Annotated in this window: 22 protein-coding genes; 15 read left to right on the top strand and 7 right to left on the bottom strand. The window is 32.8% G+C overall.

Annotated elements, in window-relative coordinates; translation table 11 throughout:
* The 3 genes from HOG71_07005 to HOG71_06995 form a co-directional block, all read left to right on the top strand.
* Positions 1–117 (top strand): RNA polymerase subunit sigma-70 (locus tag HOG71_07005; GenBank protein MBT5990586.1); only part of this gene is annotated, 117 nt, incomplete at its 5' end.
* Between the two features lie 40 nt (positions 118–157).
* Positions 158–532, top strand: a complete 375-nt coding sequence (locus HOG71_07000; protein MBT5990585.1) for a hypothetical protein — start codon at positions 158–160, stop codon at positions 530–532.
* Positions 533–622: 90 nt separating this feature from the next.
* Positions 623–1,054 carry a hypothetical protein gene (locus HOG71_06995; GenBank protein ID MBT5990584.1) on the top strand — a complete coding sequence of 144 codons (432 nt, stop codon included), beginning with the start codon at positions 623–625 and terminating at the stop codon, positions 1,052–1,054.
* 49 nt (positions 1,055–1,103) lie between these two features.
* On the opposite strand, the gene HOG71_06990 is transcribed toward HOG71_06995, so the two are convergent.
* On the bottom strand, positions 1,104–1,301 hold the full coding sequence (locus HOG71_06990; GenBank protein MBT5990583.1) for a hypothetical protein: 198 nt from the start codon (positions 1,299–1,301) through the stop codon (positions 1,104–1,106).
* A gap of 205 nt (positions 1,302–1,506) precedes the next feature.
* On the opposite strand from HOG71_06990, the gene HOG71_06985 reads away from it, so the two are divergent.
* Entirely contained in the window at positions 1,507–2,091 is a 585-nt protein-coding gene (locus HOG71_06985; GenBank protein ID MBT5990582.1) for a sigma-70 family RNA polymerase sigma factor, read from the top strand.
* Positions 2,092–2,100: 9 nt separating this feature from the next.
* Positions 2,101–3,180, top strand: coding sequence for a trypsin-like serine protease (locus tag HOG71_06980; protein MBT5990581.1), 1,080 nt, complete (start codon positions 2,101–2,103; stop codon positions 3,178–3,180).
* Positions 3,181–3,182: 2 nt separating this feature from the next.
* Here HOG71_06980 and HOG71_06975 read toward each other — a convergent pair whose 3' ends face one another.
* Entirely contained in the window at positions 3,183–4,043 is an 861-nt protein-coding gene (locus HOG71_06975) for a hypothetical protein (GenBank protein ID MBT5990580.1), read from the bottom strand.
* Positions 4,044–4,219: 176 nt separating this feature from the next.
* Here HOG71_06975 and HOG71_06970 point away from each other — a divergent pair, with 176 nt between their 5' ends.
* A complete protein-coding gene (locus HOG71_06970; GenBank protein ID MBT5990579.1) occupies positions 4,220–4,897 on the top strand; it encodes a DUF554 domain-containing protein in 678 nt (225 codons plus the stop codon).
* A 54-nt stretch (positions 4,898–4,951) separates the two neighbouring features.
* On the opposite strand, the gene HOG71_06965 is transcribed toward HOG71_06970, so the two are convergent.
* Positions 4,952–5,470 carry a Spy/CpxP family protein refolding chaperone gene (locus HOG71_06965; protein ID MBT5990578.1) on the bottom strand — a complete coding sequence of 173 codons (519 nt, stop codon included), beginning with the start codon at positions 5,468–5,470 and terminating at the stop codon, positions 4,952–4,954.
* Positions 5,471–5,689: 219 nt separating this feature from the next.
* On the opposite strand from HOG71_06965, the gene HOG71_06960 reads away from it, so the two are divergent.
* From HOG71_06960 to HOG71_06950, 3 genes are read left to right on the top strand one after another with little or no spacing between them, the layout of a single operon-like run.
* Positions 5,690–7,081, top strand: a complete 1,392-nt coding sequence (locus HOG71_06960; GenBank protein MBT5990577.1) for a hypothetical protein — start codon at positions 5,690–5,692, stop codon at positions 7,079–7,081.
* Positions 7,078–9,213, top strand: a complete 2,136-nt coding sequence (locus HOG71_06955; protein MBT5990576.1) for a hypothetical protein — start codon at positions 7,078–7,080, stop codon at positions 9,211–9,213. The genes HOG71_06960 and HOG71_06955 overlap by 4 nt, the downstream gene beginning before the upstream one ends.
* 15 nt (positions 9,214–9,228) lie before the next feature.
* Complete coding sequence (locus HOG71_06950; GenBank protein MBT5990575.1) at positions 9,229–10,239, top strand: adenosine deaminase; 1,011 nt, start codon at positions 9,229–9,231, stop codon at positions 10,237–10,239.
* Between the two features lie 6 nt (positions 10,240–10,245).
* On the opposite strand, the gene HOG71_06945 is transcribed toward HOG71_06950, so the two are convergent.
* From HOG71_06945 to HOG71_06935, 3 genes are read right to left on the bottom strand one after another with little or no spacing between them, the layout of a single operon-like run.
* Positions 10,246–11,760, bottom strand: coding sequence for a glycosyltransferase family 39 protein (locus HOG71_06945; GenBank protein ID MBT5990574.1), 1,515 nt, complete (start codon positions 11,758–11,760; stop codon positions 10,246–10,248).
* Positions 11,761–11,773: 13 nt separating this feature from the next.
* Complete coding sequence (accD, locus tag HOG71_06940) at positions 11,774–12,640, bottom strand: acetyl-CoA carboxylase, carboxyltransferase subunit beta (GenBank protein ID MBT5990573.1); 867 nt, start codon at positions 12,638–12,640, stop codon at positions 11,774–11,776.
* A 34-nt stretch (positions 12,641–12,674) separates the two neighbouring features.
* The gene (locus tag HOG71_06935; GenBank protein ID MBT5990572.1) at positions 12,675–13,733 is read right to left on the bottom strand and encodes a class I fructose-bisphosphate aldolase; all 1,059 of its coding nucleotides are present in this window, start codon (positions 13,731–13,733) and stop codon (positions 12,675–12,677) included.
* A 134-nt stretch (positions 13,734–13,867) separates the two neighbouring features.
* On the opposite strand from HOG71_06935, the gene HOG71_06930 reads away from it, so the two are divergent.
* Entirely contained in the window at positions 13,868–14,143 is a 276-nt protein-coding gene (locus tag HOG71_06930; GenBank protein ID MBT5990571.1) for a hypothetical protein, read from the top strand.
* A 167-nt stretch (positions 14,144–14,310) separates the two neighbouring features.
* On the opposite strand, the gene HOG71_06925 is transcribed toward HOG71_06930, so the two are convergent.
* A complete protein-coding gene (locus HOG71_06925; protein MBT5990570.1) occupies positions 14,311–15,108 on the bottom strand; it encodes an inositol monophosphatase in 798 nt (265 codons plus the stop codon).
* A gap of 152 nt (positions 15,109–15,260) precedes the next feature.
* Between HOG71_06925 and HOG71_06920 the strand changes: the two genes are divergently transcribed.
* From HOG71_06920 to HOG71_06900, 5 genes are all read left to right on the top strand, one after another.
* The gene (locus tag HOG71_06920; GenBank protein ID MBT5990569.1) at positions 15,261–16,865 is read left to right on the top strand and encodes a S41 family peptidase; all 1,605 of its coding nucleotides are present in this window, start codon (positions 15,261–15,263) and stop codon (positions 16,863–16,865) included.
* 73 nt (positions 16,866–16,938) lie between these two features.
* Positions 16,939–17,841: a DUF4835 family protein gene (locus HOG71_06915; GenBank protein MBT5990568.1), complete on the top strand. Its 903-nt coding sequence runs from the start codon at positions 16,939–16,941 to the stop codon at positions 17,839–17,841.
* A 14-nt stretch (positions 17,842–17,855) separates the two neighbouring features.
* Positions 17,856–19,523: a DNA repair protein RecN gene (gene recN, locus HOG71_06910; protein MBT5990567.1), complete on the top strand. Its 1,668-nt coding sequence runs from the start codon at positions 17,856–17,858 to the stop codon at positions 19,521–19,523.
* 42 nt (positions 19,524–19,565) lie between these two features.
* Positions 19,566–20,417: an SDR family oxidoreductase gene (locus tag HOG71_06905; GenBank protein ID MBT5990566.1), complete on the top strand. Its 852-nt coding sequence runs from the start codon at positions 19,566–19,568 to the stop codon at positions 20,415–20,417.
* A gap of 297 nt (positions 20,418–20,714) precedes the next feature.
* Positions 20,715–21,272 carry a hypothetical protein gene (locus HOG71_06900; protein ID MBT5990565.1) on the top strand — a complete coding sequence of 186 codons (558 nt, stop codon included), beginning with the start codon at positions 20,715–20,717 and terminating at the stop codon, positions 21,270–21,272.
* Positions 21,273–21,389: the final 117 nt, after the last annotated feature.

Here is a 21,389-nt window from a genome sequence, read left to right as displayed (position 1 = left end):
GAAGAATTAACATATGAACAAATAGCTGATATAACAGGAACCTCAAAAGGAGCCTTAAAAGCCAGTTATCATCATGCAGTAAAGAAAATTGAAAAGATTATTACTGATAGTTTTTAAACCTATTTATAGTTTGCATGTCAAAGAACAAGAATTATCAATGAAAAACAAATTCAACATATCAGAAACAGATAAATCAGGAGATTTTTTGGTTTCCGAAAACTATTTTGATGAATTGTCCGCCAATATTCTGAACAAAACAATTCACAAAACAAGTAATTCAAAAATCAATTTTCCTAATTATAAAATAGTTGCGGTTGCAGCAAGCATTTTAGTTATTGCAGGCCTGATTTCCATAAAGATTTTAATACAAGATAACAATGAAAATAAATTGAGCAAAATTGAAAGCTATGTTCTAAATCAAGTGGATTCAGATTTAATAGTTGAGTTTATTGATGAAAATAATATGATGAATATTATTGAAATTGAAGACTTGGATTATATTGATGAATCGCTATTGATAGACGAGTTATGAAATCAGGAAAATTAATCATTTCAGTTGAATCTCGATAATAATGCTTTTTAAGAATCCATTGCAAACAAGCGTTTAAATAAATACAATAACATGAGAAAAACAACATTATTAGTTATAATAGCTATACTAGGGAGTATGTTAAAATCAAATGCTCAGGCTAACGAAAGAATTCAATCACTTAAAATTGCCATTTTCACTGAAGAATTGAATCTTAGTGCTACTGAAGCTCAAAAGTTCTGGCCCATTTATAATCAGTACGATGCTAAACTTAGTGAGATGAAAGAGCAACAAAAAATAAAGAATAAATCATTTAGAGGAAAAGGAGAGATTTCTGAACAAGATGCTGAAGAAATATTGAACGCTTATTTGCTTTACAAACAAAATCAAGTTGACTTGGAAAAGGAATACATGATTAAGCTAAAAACTATCCTTGCTGTCAAAAAAATAATTCGAATTCCAAGAGCAGAACTTCGATTCAAAAAAGCACTACTGGCTGAAATAAAGAGTAGACAAAAACACTAAAAAAAAACCCCGACATAATCGGGGTTAATTTTTAATAGTAAAAAATGTTTTAGCAACCTTCTACTACTTCTTCTTCCATTACTTCTTCTTCTACAACTGCTTCTTCGATAGCTTCTACGGCTACTTCTTCTACAGCTTCTACTTCTTCTACTGCTACTTCTTCTGCTACTTCTTCAGTTGCTTCTACTTCAGCTTCGTCAGCTGTTTCATTGTTACAAGCTACGAATCCAAAGAGGAAAAAGCCCATGGCTAATAAACTTAATGTTTTTTTCATTGTTCTGATTTTTTGGTTTTAGAATTTCTAAATCAAACTTAATAGAATTTTTTCGAAAAGGTAACCTAAAAAAATAATTTTCTTGAATTTAGCCATTATGAGTATTATTGCAATGACTAAAAAAGGATGATAAGATGGGTTACTTTTTCTTTATTCACATATTAAAAGTAGATTCTTAATGGGTAAAATATCCTATTTTTCTGATGAAGAAATAATAAAAGGGATTTTAAACAATGAAAATCAAGCTATGGATGCGCTTTACAAAACGCATTACGCTATGATTTTCAATTTAATAGTGAACAATAGTGGTTCATCACAAGAAGCAAAAGATATTTACCAGGAAGCAATCATTATTTTTTACAACAACATTACTTCCAGTGATTTTTCACTGGAATGTAAAATAAAAACATATTTATATTCAGTTGCCCGCAGATTATGGTTAAATGAATTAAAACATAAATATAAGATAGTTGGAAATATAAATGATTTTGAAGAAGTAATTGAAATTGAAGAAAGTGAAGAACTTAAAATTCTAGAAAAAGAGAAGAAACTGAAATTAATGAATTCCTGCCTGAATGAATTAGGGGAACCATGCAGCAGTATTCTCAAAGAGTTTTATATTAATAAAGTAAGCATGACCGAAATAGCAGAAATGATGGGCTATACAAATTCTGATAATGCAAAAAATCAGAAGTATAAATGCTTACAGAGATTAAAAAAGCTTTACTTCTCAAAAGAGAAAAAAACAATGCAGAAAGATTAAGCCAGAGATATGGAAAAAAATATTCATAATCAGGAAATTATTGATCGCTATTTACGAGACGAACTCAGTAAAACAGAGTTGGTTGAATTCAATAAAAAAATGTTGGCTAATGCTGAATTCGCTTCAGAGGTTAAAGAACAGCAGGAACTAATTGAAAGCCTTAATCAGTATGTGAAGGTAAAAAAAATCAAAAAACAGTTACAAAAATCACATCTTGAACTTGATCAGCCCTACCCACTAATGGCATCTAGATTCAAAAGGAATGTCAGAAATTTAGTTTTCACTAGTTCGGTTGCTGCAACTATTGCATTGGCTGCTGTTTTCGGCTCTCTCTATTTTGCTGGATGGTTCGATTATAATAAAAATGTTTCTTCCTATTATGAGTTAAAGAAGGACATTGAGAACTTATCATCTACACAGCAATCTATTTGGAAAGCGCTATTTACTACAGAGAAAAAAACAGTGATTAAATATAGTGGTACAGGATTCTTAATTTCTTCTCAGGGCTATTTAGTTACGAATTACCATTTGGTCAAGAACTCTGATACAATATTCATTACAAATAATACAGACAGTTTGATCAAATTCAGTGCTAAAGTCGTGTATAAAAGTCGTAAAGCAGATATTGCCATATTAAAAGCTATATGTGACAGTGCTTATAGTTTTGGACCAATACCATTTGTCATATCACAATCTGATGTAACTCTGGGGCAAGATGTTTTCACCCTTGGATTTTCAAAAGAAGATGTGGTTTTTGGTCAAGGAACAATTAACAGTTTATCAGGATTTAAAAGCGATACAATTGCGTATGAAACATCAGTTCCTGCGAATCCGGGTAATAGTGGTGCCCCCTTATTAGATGAACAGGGTAATATTGTAGGAATAATTAGCGGAAGACATTCAAAGAATGTGAGTTCTACTTTTGCAGTTAAAGCAAAATATTTGCAGTGCTTAATCAATGAAATGGCTGCAGATTCCACTTTGGAGCAAATTATTTTACCTTCAACAAGTTCTATAAAATGGTTGGACAAAACCGATAAGGTAAAAAAACTACAACCTTATATTTTCAAGGTCGAAGTTTATCAATAACCTCAAACTTTAGCCAGTTTCAGATTCAATTTTACTTCTCCATTGACAATTAACTTGATAAAGTAAACCTCATCTGTATAAATACTACCATCAAATTCATACTCGAATTTGTGATATCCGGGTTTAACCAGCGGATTCTTAAATAATTCTCTAACAACAATATTGTTTGTGTCAAACATGGCAATTGTTACACTTTTATCCGTCCTGAACTTATATTCAAATTCACCTCCAATTGTTAACTGCATTGGCACATCATAATACTCAGTCATATAATCATTTGAAAGTTTATTAGTTGGAATGCTTTGATTGGTCACATCAGCTACAAGAGCTTGAAGTTGTCGTTGTGCGGAAGTATCAAAACCAGCGATGTTGTAAATAGGATAGTTATCGGAAACAGCCCACAAAGCATATTGACCTTCAGGCTGAAACATAGTATGATCTTGAATAAATTGACTAACTTTTGTTAGCTTCTTGTTTGCAATTTCACCTAAATAATATTGTTCATTTTCGCCAGGTCCGATATCATTTTTTTCAATGCACATGGCAAATAAAGCTATCTCTTTAACCTCCCCAGCTTTAAGCGTAATCATTTCTTCATTTGTTATAATAAAGTTTTGATAATCAACGTCATGGGCTTCCATAACCATTCCATTTGGTATATGTATTTTCCAATCTGAAACACTAATATTTTGAATATTTAATGTAAGAGCTTTGGTGTAATGAGTTCCAGATTTTTTACCATTTATCTCGTATTTAATATATTGATTATCTGCTGCTACCTTAATATTAATATGATTTGGATACTGAGCCTGAACTGACATTAATAATAACAATGCAATGAGGAGGATATATTTTGCTTTCATAATTTTGATTTTATACTCATTGATACCCTATTTTTTGAAAAAGTAAAATGATATTTAAAATAACGTCTTATCTCTAATATAATTTCAATTTAACAAATAAGAGAAGTACTAATTTGACGCTATTCACACATTATGAGTGCTAAAGAGAAAAACAATATTATCGTAAATTTGCGGCTATGACAGGAACAATTGTTAATGTTGGAGCAGTAATTTTAGGAAGCATAATTGGTTTGTTGTTACACAAGGCATTACCAAAAAAAATTGTAAAAATTGTTTTTCAAGCAATCGGACTTTTTACCTTATTCCTTGGCTTTTCAATGGCTCTTAAAACGGATAACTTATTAATATTAGTTTTTAGCATTGTAATTGGAGCTGTAATTGGAGAGTTTATCAATATTGAAAAATATTTCAACCAGTTCAGTAATTTCCTTCAAAAGAAAAGTAGCTTAGGCTCAGATCGTTTTAATGAAGGCTTTATCACCTCATTCATTCTTTTCTGTGTAGGTTCCATGACAATACTGGGAGCAATTGAAGAAGGATTAGGTGGAAAACCCAATTTACTTTATACCAAATCATTAATGGATGGATTTTCCTCTATCGCTCTTGCATCAGCCTTTGGTATTGGTGTATTGTTTTCTATAATTCCTCTCTTTCTATATCAAGGTGGTTTGACATATTTTGCATCTTTTTCCGAATCATTTCTTTCAGATCATATGGTTAATGAAATGACTGCAACTGGAGGATTGTTACTGATTGGGCTTGGTTTAACCATACTTGAAATCAAAGTAATTAAAGTAGTTAATATGTTGCCCGCATTATTGGTTGTTATTTTACTTGCCTGGCTTATAAAATAAAAAGAGCCATCCAATAAATTGGATGACTCCTAAAAACACTTATTCAAATTACAATTATTTGTTTGGGCAGTTTCTGAAATGACCTGAGCCACCAGATCCTTGACCACGATGACCATCACATGAACCTGCACGCCCATTCCCTTTTCCTTTGGCTCCATGTGCATCAAAATAAACACGTTGTTCTTCAGTTAAAATCTTCCTGATTTCTTGTTTGTGAGCTGCACCATTTTTCATTAACTCACTCTTAATATTTGTAATTTCATCAATTTTCGCATTCACTGATTTCATATCAACCTTTTCAGCAGTTTGAAGAAGTTGTAATTCAGCATGTTTCAATTTCATTTGATTTTTGAGTGAAGTCATTTTTTTTATCTGCTTCGTTCGTAACTGCTCAATTTTTTGTTCTTGATCAGTCGTTAAATTTGGGATATTTTTACAAAAACGCTGACCATCCTCAGATTTTGCATTTTTATTATATCCAGGTCCCTGTGCAATTGCTGCTGTAGTCATTCCTACTAATAATGCAAGAGTCAGTAAAAGTGTGTTTCTTCTTTTTTTAATTATTGTTTTCATTTGCTTAATTTTATTATTTTAAAAAATCATTTTGCGTTAATTTCAGTAGTAGGACAAACTATTATTTCATTACTTGCATATCATTTTATTTTTTTTTGTTTCACCAGTTTTCATTCATTGAAGTGTCAGCAAGCATAATCTTTAATTCTATTTAAATATGGGCAAAACGAAAAAGTTAAAATAATTATTGATGTATTAATTTTGAATTAAATTTCAAGTATGTTAAAAAAAGCCAAATTCGATTACAACAATATTCTAATTGTTTTATCCTTGTTAATTGCTCTTTATGTTGTTTTTAATATTAAAAATTACAAACAGGCTGATAAAGTAATTAGCTGGGATGTAACTAATTATTATAGTTACTTGCCTGCCACCTTTATTTATGGAGATGTGCTGCTAAATTTCACAAAGGAGCATCCTGAAAAATGGTATGACAAATTTGTACCACTAACTACACCAACAGGTGGTAAAGTAATTAAAATGTCGATGGGATTAAGTTACTGTTATGCTCCATTTTTTGCCATTGCACATGTAATTGCCAAAATAACACCTTATCAGGATGGAGGCTATTCTCTACCCTACCGTTTAGCACTTATGCTCAGCAGTGTTTGCTTTTTTGCTTTAGGTTTGATTTACCTTAAAAAAATATTGATCAGGCTATATAGCAAGCAGGTCGTTTTTATTACGTTATTGGTGATTGGTCTGGGAACAAATCTGTTCTATTACACAGCCATCCGATCAGCCATGTCGCATTCCTATAATTTTGCCTTAATTACTTTATTTGTTTGGCTAAGTATTCAATGGCATAACAAACCTAAAATAGTCAATAGTACATTGATTGGACTACTCATTGGCTTGATTGTGTTAATCAGACCTACCAACATTTTGGTAGTCATCATTTTCCTTCTATATCGAGTATCAAGTCTGAATGATTTGAAAGACAAACTCAAACTCTTTTTAAGCAAATATTACCTGATACTGATTATTCTGCTTGCTTTTGTTTTGGTTTGGATTCCTCAGCTACTTTATTGGAAAGCAGTTTCAGGTCAGTATTTTTACTTTTCGTATCAGGGAGAACGTTTTTTCTTTGGCAACCCACAAATTTTAAAAGGATTATTCAGTTACCGAAATGGATGGCTGATATATACACCCCTCATGTCGATGGCATTAGTGGGATTATTTTTTATTTATAAAAATCAAAAAGCTTTCTTTTGGCCTATTATGATTTATTCAATACTCAGCATCTATGTTATCACAAGTTGGTGGTGCTGGTGGTATGTTGGCTATGGCAATCGGGCATTTATAGATTTATATGGTGTCATGGCTATTCCTTTTGCCGCCTTCATGAGTTGGATATTCGAGAAAAAACAATGGTTAAGAACTGTTACCATATCCATAATTCTCCTTTTTGTCTCTCTCAATTTGTTTCAGACTTATCAATATTACAAAGGTTACATACAATTTGATTCCATGTCGAAAGCAGCTTATTGGGATGTATTTTTAAAAGCAGATCCCAAAAACAGCTATTGGGGATTGTTAGAAAAACCAGATTATAAAAAAGCATTAGAAGGCATTTATGAAAATCATCCACCTAAAGATCAATCAGAATGATAAAGCAGCACAAACTCCATATTTGGATCATTTCGGGGCTCATCATGGCTCTTTTTGCACTGGTTATCATCTTTAGGATAAAATACTTTACCTTATCGAATTTGATAAGCATTATCCTATTTATTGGATTTTGTGTTCTTATACCTGAAACCATTTTTTTTAGCAAAAAGGGATTCCGCTTTTTTAAAATAAAAATTGAAATCAACCAAATTATTGATATAATCGCATCAGGTATCGCACTAATTATATTATTTCTTGGAGCAAACCGCACTTTTTTTGATGATGTTGGTTTCACTTTGCGTTACATGGATAATTTTAGCAATGGTCATTTTTATTGCTACAATCCGATCGATGGACCTGTTTTTGGCATATCTGGTTTTTTAAATACAGTTTTTTGTGGCGCCATTGCCTACTTGAAACTTTTCAGTTCTCACAATATATTATTGTTATCTAATGTTGTAGGAGTTTTTGCCATATCCTTTTTAAGCTTACGAATAGCAAGAGTTTATCTCAAAAAAGCTTACCTCATTCTTTTGATCTGGTTTTTACTCATGTTTTGCGTGAAAGACTTGTTGAGTATAGCTTTTAGCGGAATTGAAACGCCCTTTCATTTAGCTATTATTTTGGCAGCCATCTATTTTATGTTGTTAGATAAAATCAGGTTAATGTGGTTATTTTTAGCATTGAGTGTTATTTCGAAATTAGATGCAGTGCCAATTGCTTTTGTAGTTGGATTAATCTATTTATTGATCAATAGGAAAGAACTATTAAGATGTCGTCCATTTTGGTGTCCTCAGCAAAAAAATAAAACCATTCAAACGGAGCAACAAATAAGTACTAATACCGGTAGAAATATTTACAATGATCTAATTTTATGGGGAGTAGTACCCCTCATCATTTGGCTTATTTTTATGTTTATTGTTTTTGGAAGTCCATTTCCACAATCTGCTTTTGCTAAAGTTAATTTTTACCCTCATCCCGATACTCACTGGTTTCCGTTCCTTACAGGTTATTTGCATGATCACTACCTATTCCCTGTCTTCATATTATTCTTAATTGTATTTACAATCCATCAAGCATTTGTTTTTATCAAGCCAGCTGATTTTAGAAGTACTGACTTAATTTTTGGTTACGGATTTATGGCCAGTCTGATTTTATATTACTTCTACAATCCGGGTGAAAAAATGATGTGGTACTATGGAGTTCCCTCCTTTTTCATGCTTTTTCAAATTGGTATTAGCCTGGTAAAAATAACACCTGGCTTCGCTAAAAACCATCTCAATCCTACAATTCTCTTTGTTTTTGTCGGACTATTTGTTTTCCTCAGAAACGATATCTCAGCTTCGAATATCTGGCTGAAAAAGAATATGAATATCACGGAAAACGAACGCATATTAATAGGTGAGTATTTAGGAGAAATAAGTCAACAAACGGATACATTAATGTCGAAACATGGACATCTAAGTCGTCATTTCAAAGGTTATGTAATTGATAATGCTGGATTAAACTCCAAACTTGCAACAAATTACAAACTCAATACTGATTCATTACTGAAAGCTTTTCAACCCAAATATGTAATCAATCATGCCTGGAAGAATTATATCGAAATCATGAACAATAACAACTATAGACTTAAAGATGCATTTTATGATTTAAGTTTATACGATTCCCCAAATTGGTTGTTGTTTGAAAGAATAAATCAAGCAGAAGGATTTAACAGAACGATAGAACCCATTGAAATTTCAAAAATAAATGGCATCGAAAAGAATTTTGAGCTGAATTACGTCACACGAGTAAATGGAACTAAACTTACAATCAATACGCTAATGATCAAAAACTTTCCAGAAAATGAACCAATTAAAGTGGCTGAAAGAATAGTTTTGGGTGTGATTAAACAGCAGGATGAATTTGACCTGAACATCAGAATTTACCAATATGATAATATAATGGAAGAAAAATCTATACAGATTAATAGTATTGGAAGTGGAATTTCCCGCTTTGTTCAAACAGTTGAAATTCCTTTAAGTTATTGGTATCTAAATACTAACCCCATAGAGTTTTCAAGAAAAGATGGACAAAAAATAGCCCTTATTAATCCATTTATTGAATACATAAATGTAGATCAAGAGTAATAATAAAAATCGAATATGCTAATTGAACAATACATAAAAACAATTCCAAAAGCCGAACTACACCTTCATATTGAAGGAACATTTGAGCCTGATTTGATGTTTAAAATTGCGAAACGAAACAATATCCAAATCAAATATTCCACTGTTGAAGAAATTAAAAGTGCATATAGCTTTAATAATTTACAAGAATTCTTGGACATATATTTTGCAGGAGCTTCAGTGCTGATTACTGAGCAGGATTTTTATGATTTAACCTGGGCTTATCTCCATAAAGCCAAAGAACAAAACATTGTTCATGCGGAGATTTTTTTTGATCCTCAAACACATACTGAACAAGGAATTGCTTTCGAAACAGTGATTAAAGGAATTTACAATGCCTTGAAAGATGGACAAGAAAGACTTGGTATTAGTTTCAAACTCATTTTGTGTTTTTTAAGACATTTGGATGAAGCAGCTGCTTTCAAAACAATGGATGAAGCATTGTCATTTAAAGATTGGATTGATGGTTTTGGATTAGATTCTACTGAAATTGGTAATCCGCCAGGAAAATTCGAAAGCGTATTTGCCAAAGCAAAACAAGAAGGATTTCTAACAACTGCACATGCAGGTGAAGAAGGCCCTGCACAATACATTTGGGATTCACTGAATTTATTGAGAGTTAATCGTATTGATCATGGTAACCGGTGTTTAGATGATGAAGATTTAGTCAAATTACTTGCTGAAAAACAAATACCTCTTACACTTTGTCCTCTATCCAATCTAGAGTTGAAAGTCATTAAAAATATGAAAGATTATCCACTCTTAAAAATGATGGAAGCAGGAGTGTTAGTGACTATAAATTCTGATGACCCAGCCTATTTCGGTGGTTATCTGAATGAGAACTATTTGGCTGTAGCAAAAGCACTAAATCTTTCGCAAGAGCAAATTCTTCAATTAGCTAAAAACAGTTTTAAGGCTAGTTGGTTATCTGACGAAGAAAAGATAAAAGTATATACAATTCTTGAAAGTCATAAGCTAAATACATAACGAAACTTAATCCTCCTCAGCCTTCAATTTAACCTCTACCAATTTCAGTTCATCATATCGATGAAATACACTCACATCAAACTTATTGCGTAAATCATCCAGAATTTCATTTTGGTAGAGCATGATTTTATCACCATCCTGAATCTTATTATAAACACTATCGTAAATTGATCGATCGTGAAATATCATTTCGTAATCAATGTTATAGCCATATTCCTGATTAAAAACATTGGTATAAAATACCGCATGTGTATTAAAGCCATCATGAAATAAAGTAAACTCTTTAAAATCAGGATAATTGCTTTTCAGATGTTTATAATAATCTCCAAATTTATTGGCAGCCCAATTTGTTACTGGGTTGGTAACATGCTTGATGGTTTTTGCATAGGGGAAATAGAAAACAAGAATCACAAACGCAAGGCTGAATAATAATTTAGGAATATATTTTTTAGCATTAATGATATGTATCACAAGATCAATCGTTCGAAACACAGCATATCCAGAAAGAATGGCTAAAAATGGGAGAATGGGAGCAGTATACCATTCTAATTTACTTTGAGATAGGGAGATAAATAAAATATAACCTATAAATGAAACTAAAGCAAATTTTAATAACCGCTTGATCTGATCATTTTTCTCACTCCAGTAAAAAAACAAGCTTAGTGGTAATACAAAAACCCATGGTAAAAACTGCGATCGAATTAATAACGTAAAATAATAAAAGAAAGGATGACTATGCCCATCCTGAACTTCTGTAAAACGACCAAAAGATTCGTATTTGAGCCAGGAGTCAATATATCCAGGCTGTGCCTTTGCTTTATATAAATAATAGGCTCCAACAATTATAATAAATACAAACACCGAAATATAAAACTCTTTCGACTTGATAATCTGCATAAACTTATTGAAAGTTAAACTCAGAATCAACATAGCTGGCAAAAACAAAAGCCCAGCCGTGCCTTTTGTATAAACAGCCAGAATCAAAAATAAAGAAGTTAAGTAGAGGTGCTTTTTCAGTTCTGTTTCCTTCGTTAAATACAAATAAAACTGCCACATCGATAAAAAAAGAAAAAGCGTTAAGGCGGCATCATAATCTCCCGTTCGCACAACATGGTTACAAATAAATCCTGGTGTTGTAGCCAATATAAGTCCAGTAATTAATCCCCATAAAGGAACTTTTACTTTCCTGTAAATGAGCCAAAATAGCAACATGATTAATATGAGTCCGCTTAAAGCTGAAGGGAATCGCAAGGCAAACTCTCCAACGCCAAACGTCATGAACGAAAGTGATTGCAACCAGGTCATTAAAGGAGGCTTCAGGTTGTATGTATCTGGATTATCATTGAAATACTTGATCCATAACTCCCCATTATTCATCATTTCATAAGCATTGATCGCATAAAATGATTCATCCCACATCCGAACGCTTTGATCATTCAATTCTAAAAAAGCAGGGAAATATGCGAAAAACAGAAGAATAGGCAGGAAAATATATACTTGTTTTCTACGGTCGCTATTCATTTAATCGTAGAATTTAAGCTTGTTCCTCTTTGTCTTTTGCCATTATTAATTCAAGCAACTGAGTTAAAGTCGATTTCAAATCTTTTCTTTCAACAATAATATCGAGAAAACCCTTTTCCATTAAAAACTCAGATCGCTGAAATCCTTTAGGTAAATCTTTTCCTGTTGACTCTTTAATAACTCGTGGTCCAGTATAACCAATATTGGCATTGGGTTCAGCAATATTGATGTCACCTTTCATTCCAAACGAAGCCGTAACTCCCCCTATTGTAGGATCTGTCAAAATAGAAATATAGGGCAATGCAGCCTGACTTAATAAAATGAGTTTTGCCGAAGTCTTAGCCATTTGCATCAACGAGTAAAAGGATTCCATCATTCTTGCACCACCCGATCTGGAAATAATAACTAATGGAAGTTTGTTTTTTATACAATGATCAATTGCTCTGGATATGCGTTCGCCAACCACTGACCCCATGGTTCCACCTATAAAGCTAAAATCCATGGCAATTAGAATCAGTTTAACATTATTCAGCTTGCCTTTGCCCACACGAACTGCATCAGTTAAACCACTTTTCTCCTGTTCGCTAATTAATCGTTCTTTATAGGGTTGAACCCCTTCGAAATTAAGAATGTCTTTTGGCACAATTTCATGAAACAATTCTTTATACTTTCCATCATCGAAAAGAAAAGAGAAATATTCTTCGGATCCAATTCTAAAATGATGACCACAGGTGCAAACAAAAAGCTGAGCTTCGATATCTACTTCAGCAATCTTCATACTGCATGTAGGACATCGATCCCAAACACCTTCAGGAAGCGACTTTCTAAAAATTGATGTAGAAGGAATTCCTTCGGCAATTTTTTTATACCATTTACTCATTCAATTGTTTAATGAGTGAAGCTGTAATAATATGTTATGCAATCGTAATATCCTTATTCAAATAAACATCTTGAATAGCATTCAATAAGGCTACTCCTTCTTTCATTGGACGCTGAAATGATTTTCGGCCAGATATTAAACCACTACCACCAGCTCTTTTGTTAATGATAGCTGTTTCAACTGCTTCGGCTAAATCAGAAGCGCCAGATGATGCCCCACCACTATTTATCAAACCAATACGTCCCATATAGGAATTGGCAATCTGATAACGGCAAAGGTCAATAGGATGATCAGTACTCAGTTCAGAATATACTTTAGGACTTGTTTTGCCAAACTTAATGGCATTATATCCACCATTATTAGTTGGCAATTTTTGTTTTACAATGTCAGCCTGAATGGTTGATCCAAGATGATTTGCTTGTCCTGTTAAGTCAGCAGATGCGTGATAATCAACTCCATCTTTTTTAAATGCATCATTGCGGGTATAACACCATAAAATGGTAGCCATTCCTAACTCATGTGCTTGTTCGAATGCTTCTGACACCTCTATAATTTGCTGATTTGAACCTTCCGATCCAAAATAAATCGTTGCTCCTACTGCTGCTGCACCCAAATTCCAAGCTTCTTCTACTGAGCCAAACATAATCTGGTCGAATTTATTGGGATAGGTTAATAATTCATTGTGATTGATCTTTACAATAAAAGGAATTTTGTGAGCATATTTTCTAGATATAGAAGCCAACACACCAAAAGTACTGGCTACCGCATTGCAACCACCTTCAATTGCCAGCTTGACAATATTTTCTGAGTCAAAATAAATTGGATTTGGAGCAAAACTAGCACCGGCAGAATGTTCGATTCCCTGATCAACGGGTAAAATAGACATATAACCAGTATTGGCTAAGCGACCATGTCCATAAATAGATTGCAAACTTTTGAGAACCTGAATATTACGATTTGTACTCATCCAGATATCATCGACAAATGTTGATGATGGTAAATGTAGGTTATCTTTGGATATGGCTACATTATTATAATTTAACAGATAATCTGCTTTTTCTCCTAGTAATTTTACTATTTCATCGAAATTCATGTGCTACAATTTTTGATTTATTTAGTATACGAATTTATTAAATTTTTAGGGTAATCTACTAGGAAAATGAACTTAATAACAAATTCCTTACAAATATTTGTTGTATTTTCATTTGCAGAAAAACAAGTACTTTTATGATGTGGACATGCACCAAATGCGGTCAAAAGTTTATTTACAAAAATGCCAATCATTCCTGTCGTGATAAGTCAGTTGAGAATTATTTGCATGGAAAGTCGGGACACACTATCGGGCTCTTTTTTCATTTTCTGGAAGAGTTTAATAAAATTGGAGAAATTGTTCTTCATCCAGCAAAAACACGAATCTCCTTTGCTGCTCAAATTCGATTTGGCTACATTCACCGTTTAGGAAAGGATTATATTGATGTCGTTTTTCAATTCAGACAAAACTAACTGGATGAAAATCAATTTTACAAAATTGCTCAGGTACCTGAATCTAGTATTTTCAATCATTATGTTCGTATCAAACAAAAAGAAGACGTTAATGAAGATCTAAGAAATTATATGAGAATTGCTTATGATATTGGCTTAAGAAAACACTTAGACTGATTATTATATTCTTACTTCTTTTCTTCAATTAATCTTTGCATATCCTTAAATAAAGCTGAACTCGCTGCCAAAATTTGCTTACCAAATAGATAATTATCTCCTCCTGAAAAATCACTTACTTCTCCTCCAGCTTGCTGAACAATAAATAAACCGGCTGCAACATCCCATGGATTCAAATTGTATTCAAAAAAAGCATCATAACGGCCACAGGAAACATAAGCCAGATCAACTGCTGCAGAGCCCAAGCGCCTTAATCCACGACTTTTTTCTATCAATTCAGAAAAAATCCGCAGATAGCTTTCTTTAACTTCAAAGTTTTTGATGGGAAAACCTGTTCCGATCAGTGCATTCTGAATGGAATCGTTTTCTTTTACATGAATTTCTTTTCCATTCAGAAAAGATGGAGAATCCTGCCAGGCATAAAAGCATTCATCCCTGATTACCTCATAAACTACACCTATTACTGCCTTTTTATTTACATAGAGTGCAACTGAAATTGAAAAAACAGGAACCTGATGAACATAATTGGTTGTTCCATCCAAAGGATCAATAATCCAGATTGCTTGATCTCGAAGACAATCTATATCAGCATGACCTTCTTCAGCAAGAAACTCTGCTCCTATTATTAATGGTTTTAATTTGTCTATTAAATATTTTTCTGATTCAATATCCACATAACTCACTAAATCGTTTTTATCTTTAAATGCAACATTCGCACGATTTAATTTGTCATACTCCCTTCTTTGAAATTGAGCTGTCTCTTTAACAATTTCAATTACTTGATTGCAAATACTTTGATAATTATACATGATTCAATTTGTTCAAAGTTCTATATTTTAAATCATCTGCAAACAATTCTTCCATCTATTCTTCTGTCAAACTATCCAAATTAACTTTAGTCACTACGATCAGGCTTACTGGTTTAATAATTGCTAATTTTGCAGGAAGTAATAATCAATTCATGAATAAGAAAACACAAATTCTGCTGCCATTTCTTTTTGCTCTTATGGTTGCATTTGGAATGTATCTTGGCAAACGCTTTCATCCATATCCCTATCAGAATAAACTCACTGAAGTCTTAAACAAAATAGATGAAACGTATGTGGATACTATTCAGGAGGATAAGTTAATCAATGAAACCATTTTGAAGCTTTTACAAGATTTGGATCCTCACTCCTATTATATTGATGCAGCTGATGTTGCTGCTGTTGAACAAGATTTAGATGGAAATTTTGAAGGCATTGGAATCGAATTTAATATTTTACGAGATACTATTATAGTCGTTTCCCCCATATCAGGCGGGCCTTCTGAAGCTTTGGGCATTCAGGCTGGAGACAAGTTTATTTATATTGATGATGAAGTAGTTGCCGGAATTGGGATTCAAAATGCAGATGTCAGAAATAAATTATTAGGAAAAAAAGGCTCTAAAGTAAATGTCAAATTAAAGCGCAATGGCGAAAGCGATCTATTGGATTTTACCATTACACGAGACAAAATTCCTTTGTTTAGCATCGATGCATCTTACATGGTCAATGAAGACATTGGCTACATTAAAATAAATAGATTTTCAGCCACCACATTTGATGAATTTAAAGAGTCTTTATACAAACTCGAAAAAGAGGGTATGCAAAGTTTGATTGTTGATTTATCAGGAAATCCGGGTGGTTATTTAAAAGCAGCTTATGATATTACCAATCAATTTTTCAGCTCCAAAAAACTGATCGTATATACAGAAGGCCGTATGCGAAAAAGAAGAAATTATTTTTCCAATGGTCGGGGAGATTTTACTTCCGGTAAACTGGTTGTTTTAATAGATGAAGGTTCAGCATCAGCCAGTGAAATATTAGCAGGTGCTGTTCAGGATTGGGATAGAGCTATAATCATCGGACGAAAAACTTTTGGAAAAGCACTTGTGCAGGAAGAATTTGTGCTTTCTGATCAATCAAAAATACGCTTAACTGTTGCACGATATTATACACCGATGGGGCGTTTCATTCAGAAACCTTACGATACAGGTACCGATGATTATTATATGGAGATGTATGAACGATATGCCAATGGCGAAGTATATTCAGCAGATTCTGTGCATTTCAACGACAGTTTAAAATTTACATCAGCAAACGGCCGGATAATGTATGGTGGTGGTGGTATCATGCCCGATATTTTTGTAGCTATTGATAGCAGCGGAAACACCTACTACCTCAATCAATTAATTCGAAGTGGATCTTTTTCTAGTTTTGTACTGCAATATGTTGATAATAATCGTCCGCTTTTGCTCAATAAATATCCTGATTTCAAAGCTTTTAACACTTATTTTTCTGCCAATAGCGTATTGAAGGAATTCAACGTACATGCAAAAAAAACAGGCGTAGAATATAGGGAAGATGAGTTTAATAAATCCAAAGACATTATTTTAAACCAGATTAAAGCACTGATTGCTCGGCAACTTTATGAAGCTGAAGCTTATTATAAAGTGTTTAACCAAATGAATAATAAATATCAGAAAGCAGTGGAAGTTTTGCAATCTGATAAGTTTGACGAATTAGAAATAAATTCCAAGCAATAATTTGTAAGGTTTGTGGTTAATATCCTAACAAACATTTCACTAAATACATTATTTTTGTTTGAATTAATATGACATGATGATCAAAAAAAGTTTAGTAATTCTATTATTATTTTCTGCTAGTATACAGCTTTATAGTCAAGAACTTAATGTGAATGTGAATGTAATTTCACCTACTGTTCAATCAACCGATAAGCATGTGTATGATAATATGCGTGATGGGATCAATGAGTTTCTGCGAAATACGGTTTGGACAGAAGATGAATTTTTACCAAACGAACGTATTGAGTGTAACTTCTATATTACCATCAGTGACCGTATTTCAACTGATAAATTCAAAGGTAAAATTCAAATTCAAAGTGTGCGACCTATTTACAATACCTCCTATAATTCACCAATGTTTAATTTTCAGGACGATAATTTCGTTTTTGACTATGTGGAACACGAAACCATAGAATTTGTAGAAGGTTCATTCACATCTAATTTAGCTGCAGTTTTATCTTTTTACGTTTACTATATAATTGGATTAGATTACGATTCATATTCTAAATATGGTGGATCTGCCTATTTAAAGAAAGCCCAAAATATTGTCAATATTGCTCAAGGAAAAGACTATCCTGGTTGGGATAATTTTTCAACAAAGAAAAATAATCGATATTGGCTCATTGATCAAACATTGGATAATATCCACAAGCCATTGCGCGATTTATCCTATTCCTATCATCGTCTGGGATTAGATAAAATGTATGTCGAAAAAGAATCAGGCCGAAGTGAAATTCTTGATGTGTTGGAAAAGCTCAAGAAAATACATCGTGACGAACCAAGTTCCTTTTTGATGACCGTATTTTTCAATACAAAAAGAGTAGAAATTCAAAATATATTCTCAGAAGCTACAACATCCGAAAAAGATGCAATAATTGAACTGGTTAAAGAAATTGATGCAGCAAAAAGTTCGGAGTATTCAGATAAGCTCAAGTAAAGTCCAATAAATCCATGCTGAAATCCTTAAGGATACAGAATTATGCGCTTATTGACGAAATCGAAATCGATTTTGATAGCGGATTTAATGTGATTACTGGAGAAACAGGTGCAGGAAAGTCAATAATACTGGGTGCTTTAGAACTTATTTTAGGAAAAAGAGTTGATACCAGTGTGTTGTTTAACCCCAACAAAAAATGCATAATTGAAGGTAGTTTTAGCTTGGAGAATGACAAACAAAAGCAATTCTTTCAAACACATGATCTTGATTTTGATGAACACACCATCATTCGAAGAGAAATAAGCAATAGCGGCAAATCAAGAGCATTTATCAATGATGTTCCGGTAACAATAAATATACTGACAGACTTTAGCAGTTTGTTGCTTGATATTCATTCTCAATATCAAACCCTGTTATTGAATACTAATGAATTTCAATTCTCTATTTTGGATGCAGTAGCCGAAAATAAATCCCTGCTAATTCAATATCATAAAGAATATACCAACTTACTTCAACTAAAAAAGGAATTAAATACACTTATCCAACAAGAGAGCAAGGCTAAAAAAGATCTTGATTATTTTGAATTTCAGCAAAAGGAAATAGCTTCCTTGTGTTTAGTCGCTGAAACAGATAGTAAGCTTGAGGATGAATTACTCACCCTCTCGAATGCTGAGAAAATTAAAGATACTTTAGATCAGTTGGTTTACTCATTTGATGATGCAGAAGATTCTATCAGTCAGAAATTAGCTGAAGCCCGTAAACAAATGGCTGGTATTGCATCCTTTAACATAAAACTGGAAGAGTTTTTACGACAGATTGAATCGGTTGAAATTGAGCTGAAGGAAATTATTCCAGAAATGGCTGCTTTTAGTGAAAAGGTAGACATAGATAATCAAAAACTGGATGAATTAACTGTTCGTTTCAATGCTATCAATAACTTACTATCGAAACATCAATTAAACACAGTTGAAGAATTGATTGCACTTGAGCAAGATTTGCATACAAAAATAGCAGGCATTTCAAGTTTACAGGAGTCCATTCAAGACAAGGAAAAACAAATTGTATCTACAAGCACTTTACTTCAAAAACAAGCATTATCCTTATCAGAAAAACGCCAAGGTGTTATTCCTGAATTAGAAAGTCGTTTGGTCTTATTATTAGCAAGTGTTGGGATGAACAATGCTTCTATTAAATTTGATTTATCGCAAAATAATCTGGAAGAAATTACTGAAAACGGACTGAATAATCTGGCTGTGTTATTCAGTTCAAATACAGGAATTCCTATGCAACTTGTTTCTAAAGTTGCCTCAGGAGGAGAGCTTTCGAGATTGATGTTATGCATTAAGCACATTTTGGCTGGTTCCACATTACTGCCCAGTATTATTTTTGATGAAATAGATTTAGGTATATCCGGTGAAATTGCCTTTAAAGTTGGCGAAATGATGTCTAAAATGGCTGATAATCATCAAATAATTGCCATTAGCCATCTACCCCAAGTAGCTTCATTTGGTCTCTCACATTTTCTTGTTTATAAAACTTCTGACCAAAATACAACACACACACACTTACGTAAACTCAGTCTGGAAGAACGAATCCTGGAGCTTGCCAAAATGATTGGAGGAGAAAACCCGTCCCCAATGGCAATGGAAAGTGCCAAAGAGCTAGTAAGAAATTTTGCTTAATTTTGCGACTTATCTAAATATCATTATAAATAAGTATTTCGAATGAGTTACAATTTACTTAAAGGTAAAAGAGGAATTATTTTTGGTGCCTTAAACGAAGATTCTATTGCATGGGAAGTAGCAAAAAAAGCACATGAAGAAGGTGCTAATTTTGTATTAACAAATGCACCCATTGCCCTACGATTTGGGAAGATAGATGAATTAGGAAAGCTGTGCAATGCAGAGATTATACCTGCCGATGTTACTTCGCTGGATGATTTGGAGAACTTACTGACTAAATCGCAGGAAATTCTTGGCGGAAAGCTTGATTTTATTTTGCATTCAGTTGGCATGTCGAAAAATGTTATTAAAAGACGAGATTATACAGATTTGAATTATAAAGACTTCATGCACGCCATGGATGTGTCTGCAGTATCATTCCATAAATTATTACAATCAGCCAAAAAACTGGATGCTATTAATGAATATGGTTCGGTATTAACATTGAGTTATATTGGAGCACAACGTGTTTTCACTACTTATGGGGATATGACACAAGCCAAAGCCATGCTTGAATCTATCGTCAGAAGTTTTGGACTTCATTATGGCTTAGAGAAAAAAGTGAGAATCAATTCAATTTCGCAGTCTCCTACAAAAACAACAGCTGGTAAGGGAATTAAAGGATTTGACTCATTTTATCATTTTGCTGGAAAAATGTCACCACTTGGAAATGCAAAAGCTGATGAATGTGCTAATTATTGTATTACCTTGTTTTCTGATTTAACCAGAATGGTGACCATGCAAAACCTTTTTCATGATGGAGGATTCAGCTCGACAGGTATCAGTTATGAAGTACTGAAACACTACCGACCTGATTGTGAATGCATCAAGCACGACTTGAGGGAAGATGATTAAGGGAATCAAATTAAAAAATTGAAATTAAAAAATTTACAATTTAAGTTTTAAGGTTAAAAGTTCAAGCTATTAACTACTACTTTATTTATTCACTATTACGTTTTAGATTAAGCTAAATTACTTAATTGCATTATTTTTCGTAACTTAGAGCAGGCTTATAACATGGTTATCTACATTATATATTGATAACTACTAAATTTAACTCATCTCTATATGAAAACAAATTTGGAAATTAAGTTGTTTTCTTTTGTGCATTCCCATAATAATACCTGCTATGCGAAACAAGATAAATTATTAATGAAAATTACTAAATTAGCTTTTAAAATTGCATTATTAATTATTTTTTTATTTGTTTCCAATCAAGTAATAGCTCAGTTTGAAGGACTAAAATGGATAAATACAAATTGGCCTTTATCTGCGTCTAATGTGACATTATATGAATTTGGTTGTGATGGGATTTCTGAACTGCAAACAACCAATATCAGTACTGGACATGATTCACTACCACTTTTCCCTACGACTTCTATATGCAATGATGATGGAGAATTATTGTTTTTTGCAAATGCTATTAATGTATACAATAAGGAGTTTAAAATAATGAAGAATGGAGAACAGTCGATGTTTTCACAAAACGATATATATATTCATAATGAAACTAGGCACCAATTATTTATTATTCCAAGTTCAGTAGCGGAGAATATTTATTTTATTTATGTCATACGAGAAGTAAATCATACTTCATCAAATAACTATTTTGATATTAGCAGAATTACAATTAACATGACTCTTGATAACAAGAAAGGGGCTGTAATTAAAACAGAAAAACAAATTGAAAAAATAGAGGGTGTAAATTAAACTCTGTCCAAAATCGTAAATTTGATTATGGATCAGAACTATTTAGACAATTTAGAAGAAAAAGCGCTAGAACAGTTTAAGAGTGGGAAGTCGCTTTTTGGAAAAGATGGAGCGTTT

The sequence above is a fragment of the Bacteroidota bacterium genome, assembly GCA_018698135.1.
Classification (GTDB): Bacteria; Bacteroidota; Bacteroidia; order CAILMK01; family JAAYUY01; genus JABINZ01.
Note: the sequence above shows the minus strand (reverse complement) of the source record. Positions and strands in the feature narration are given on the sequence as shown.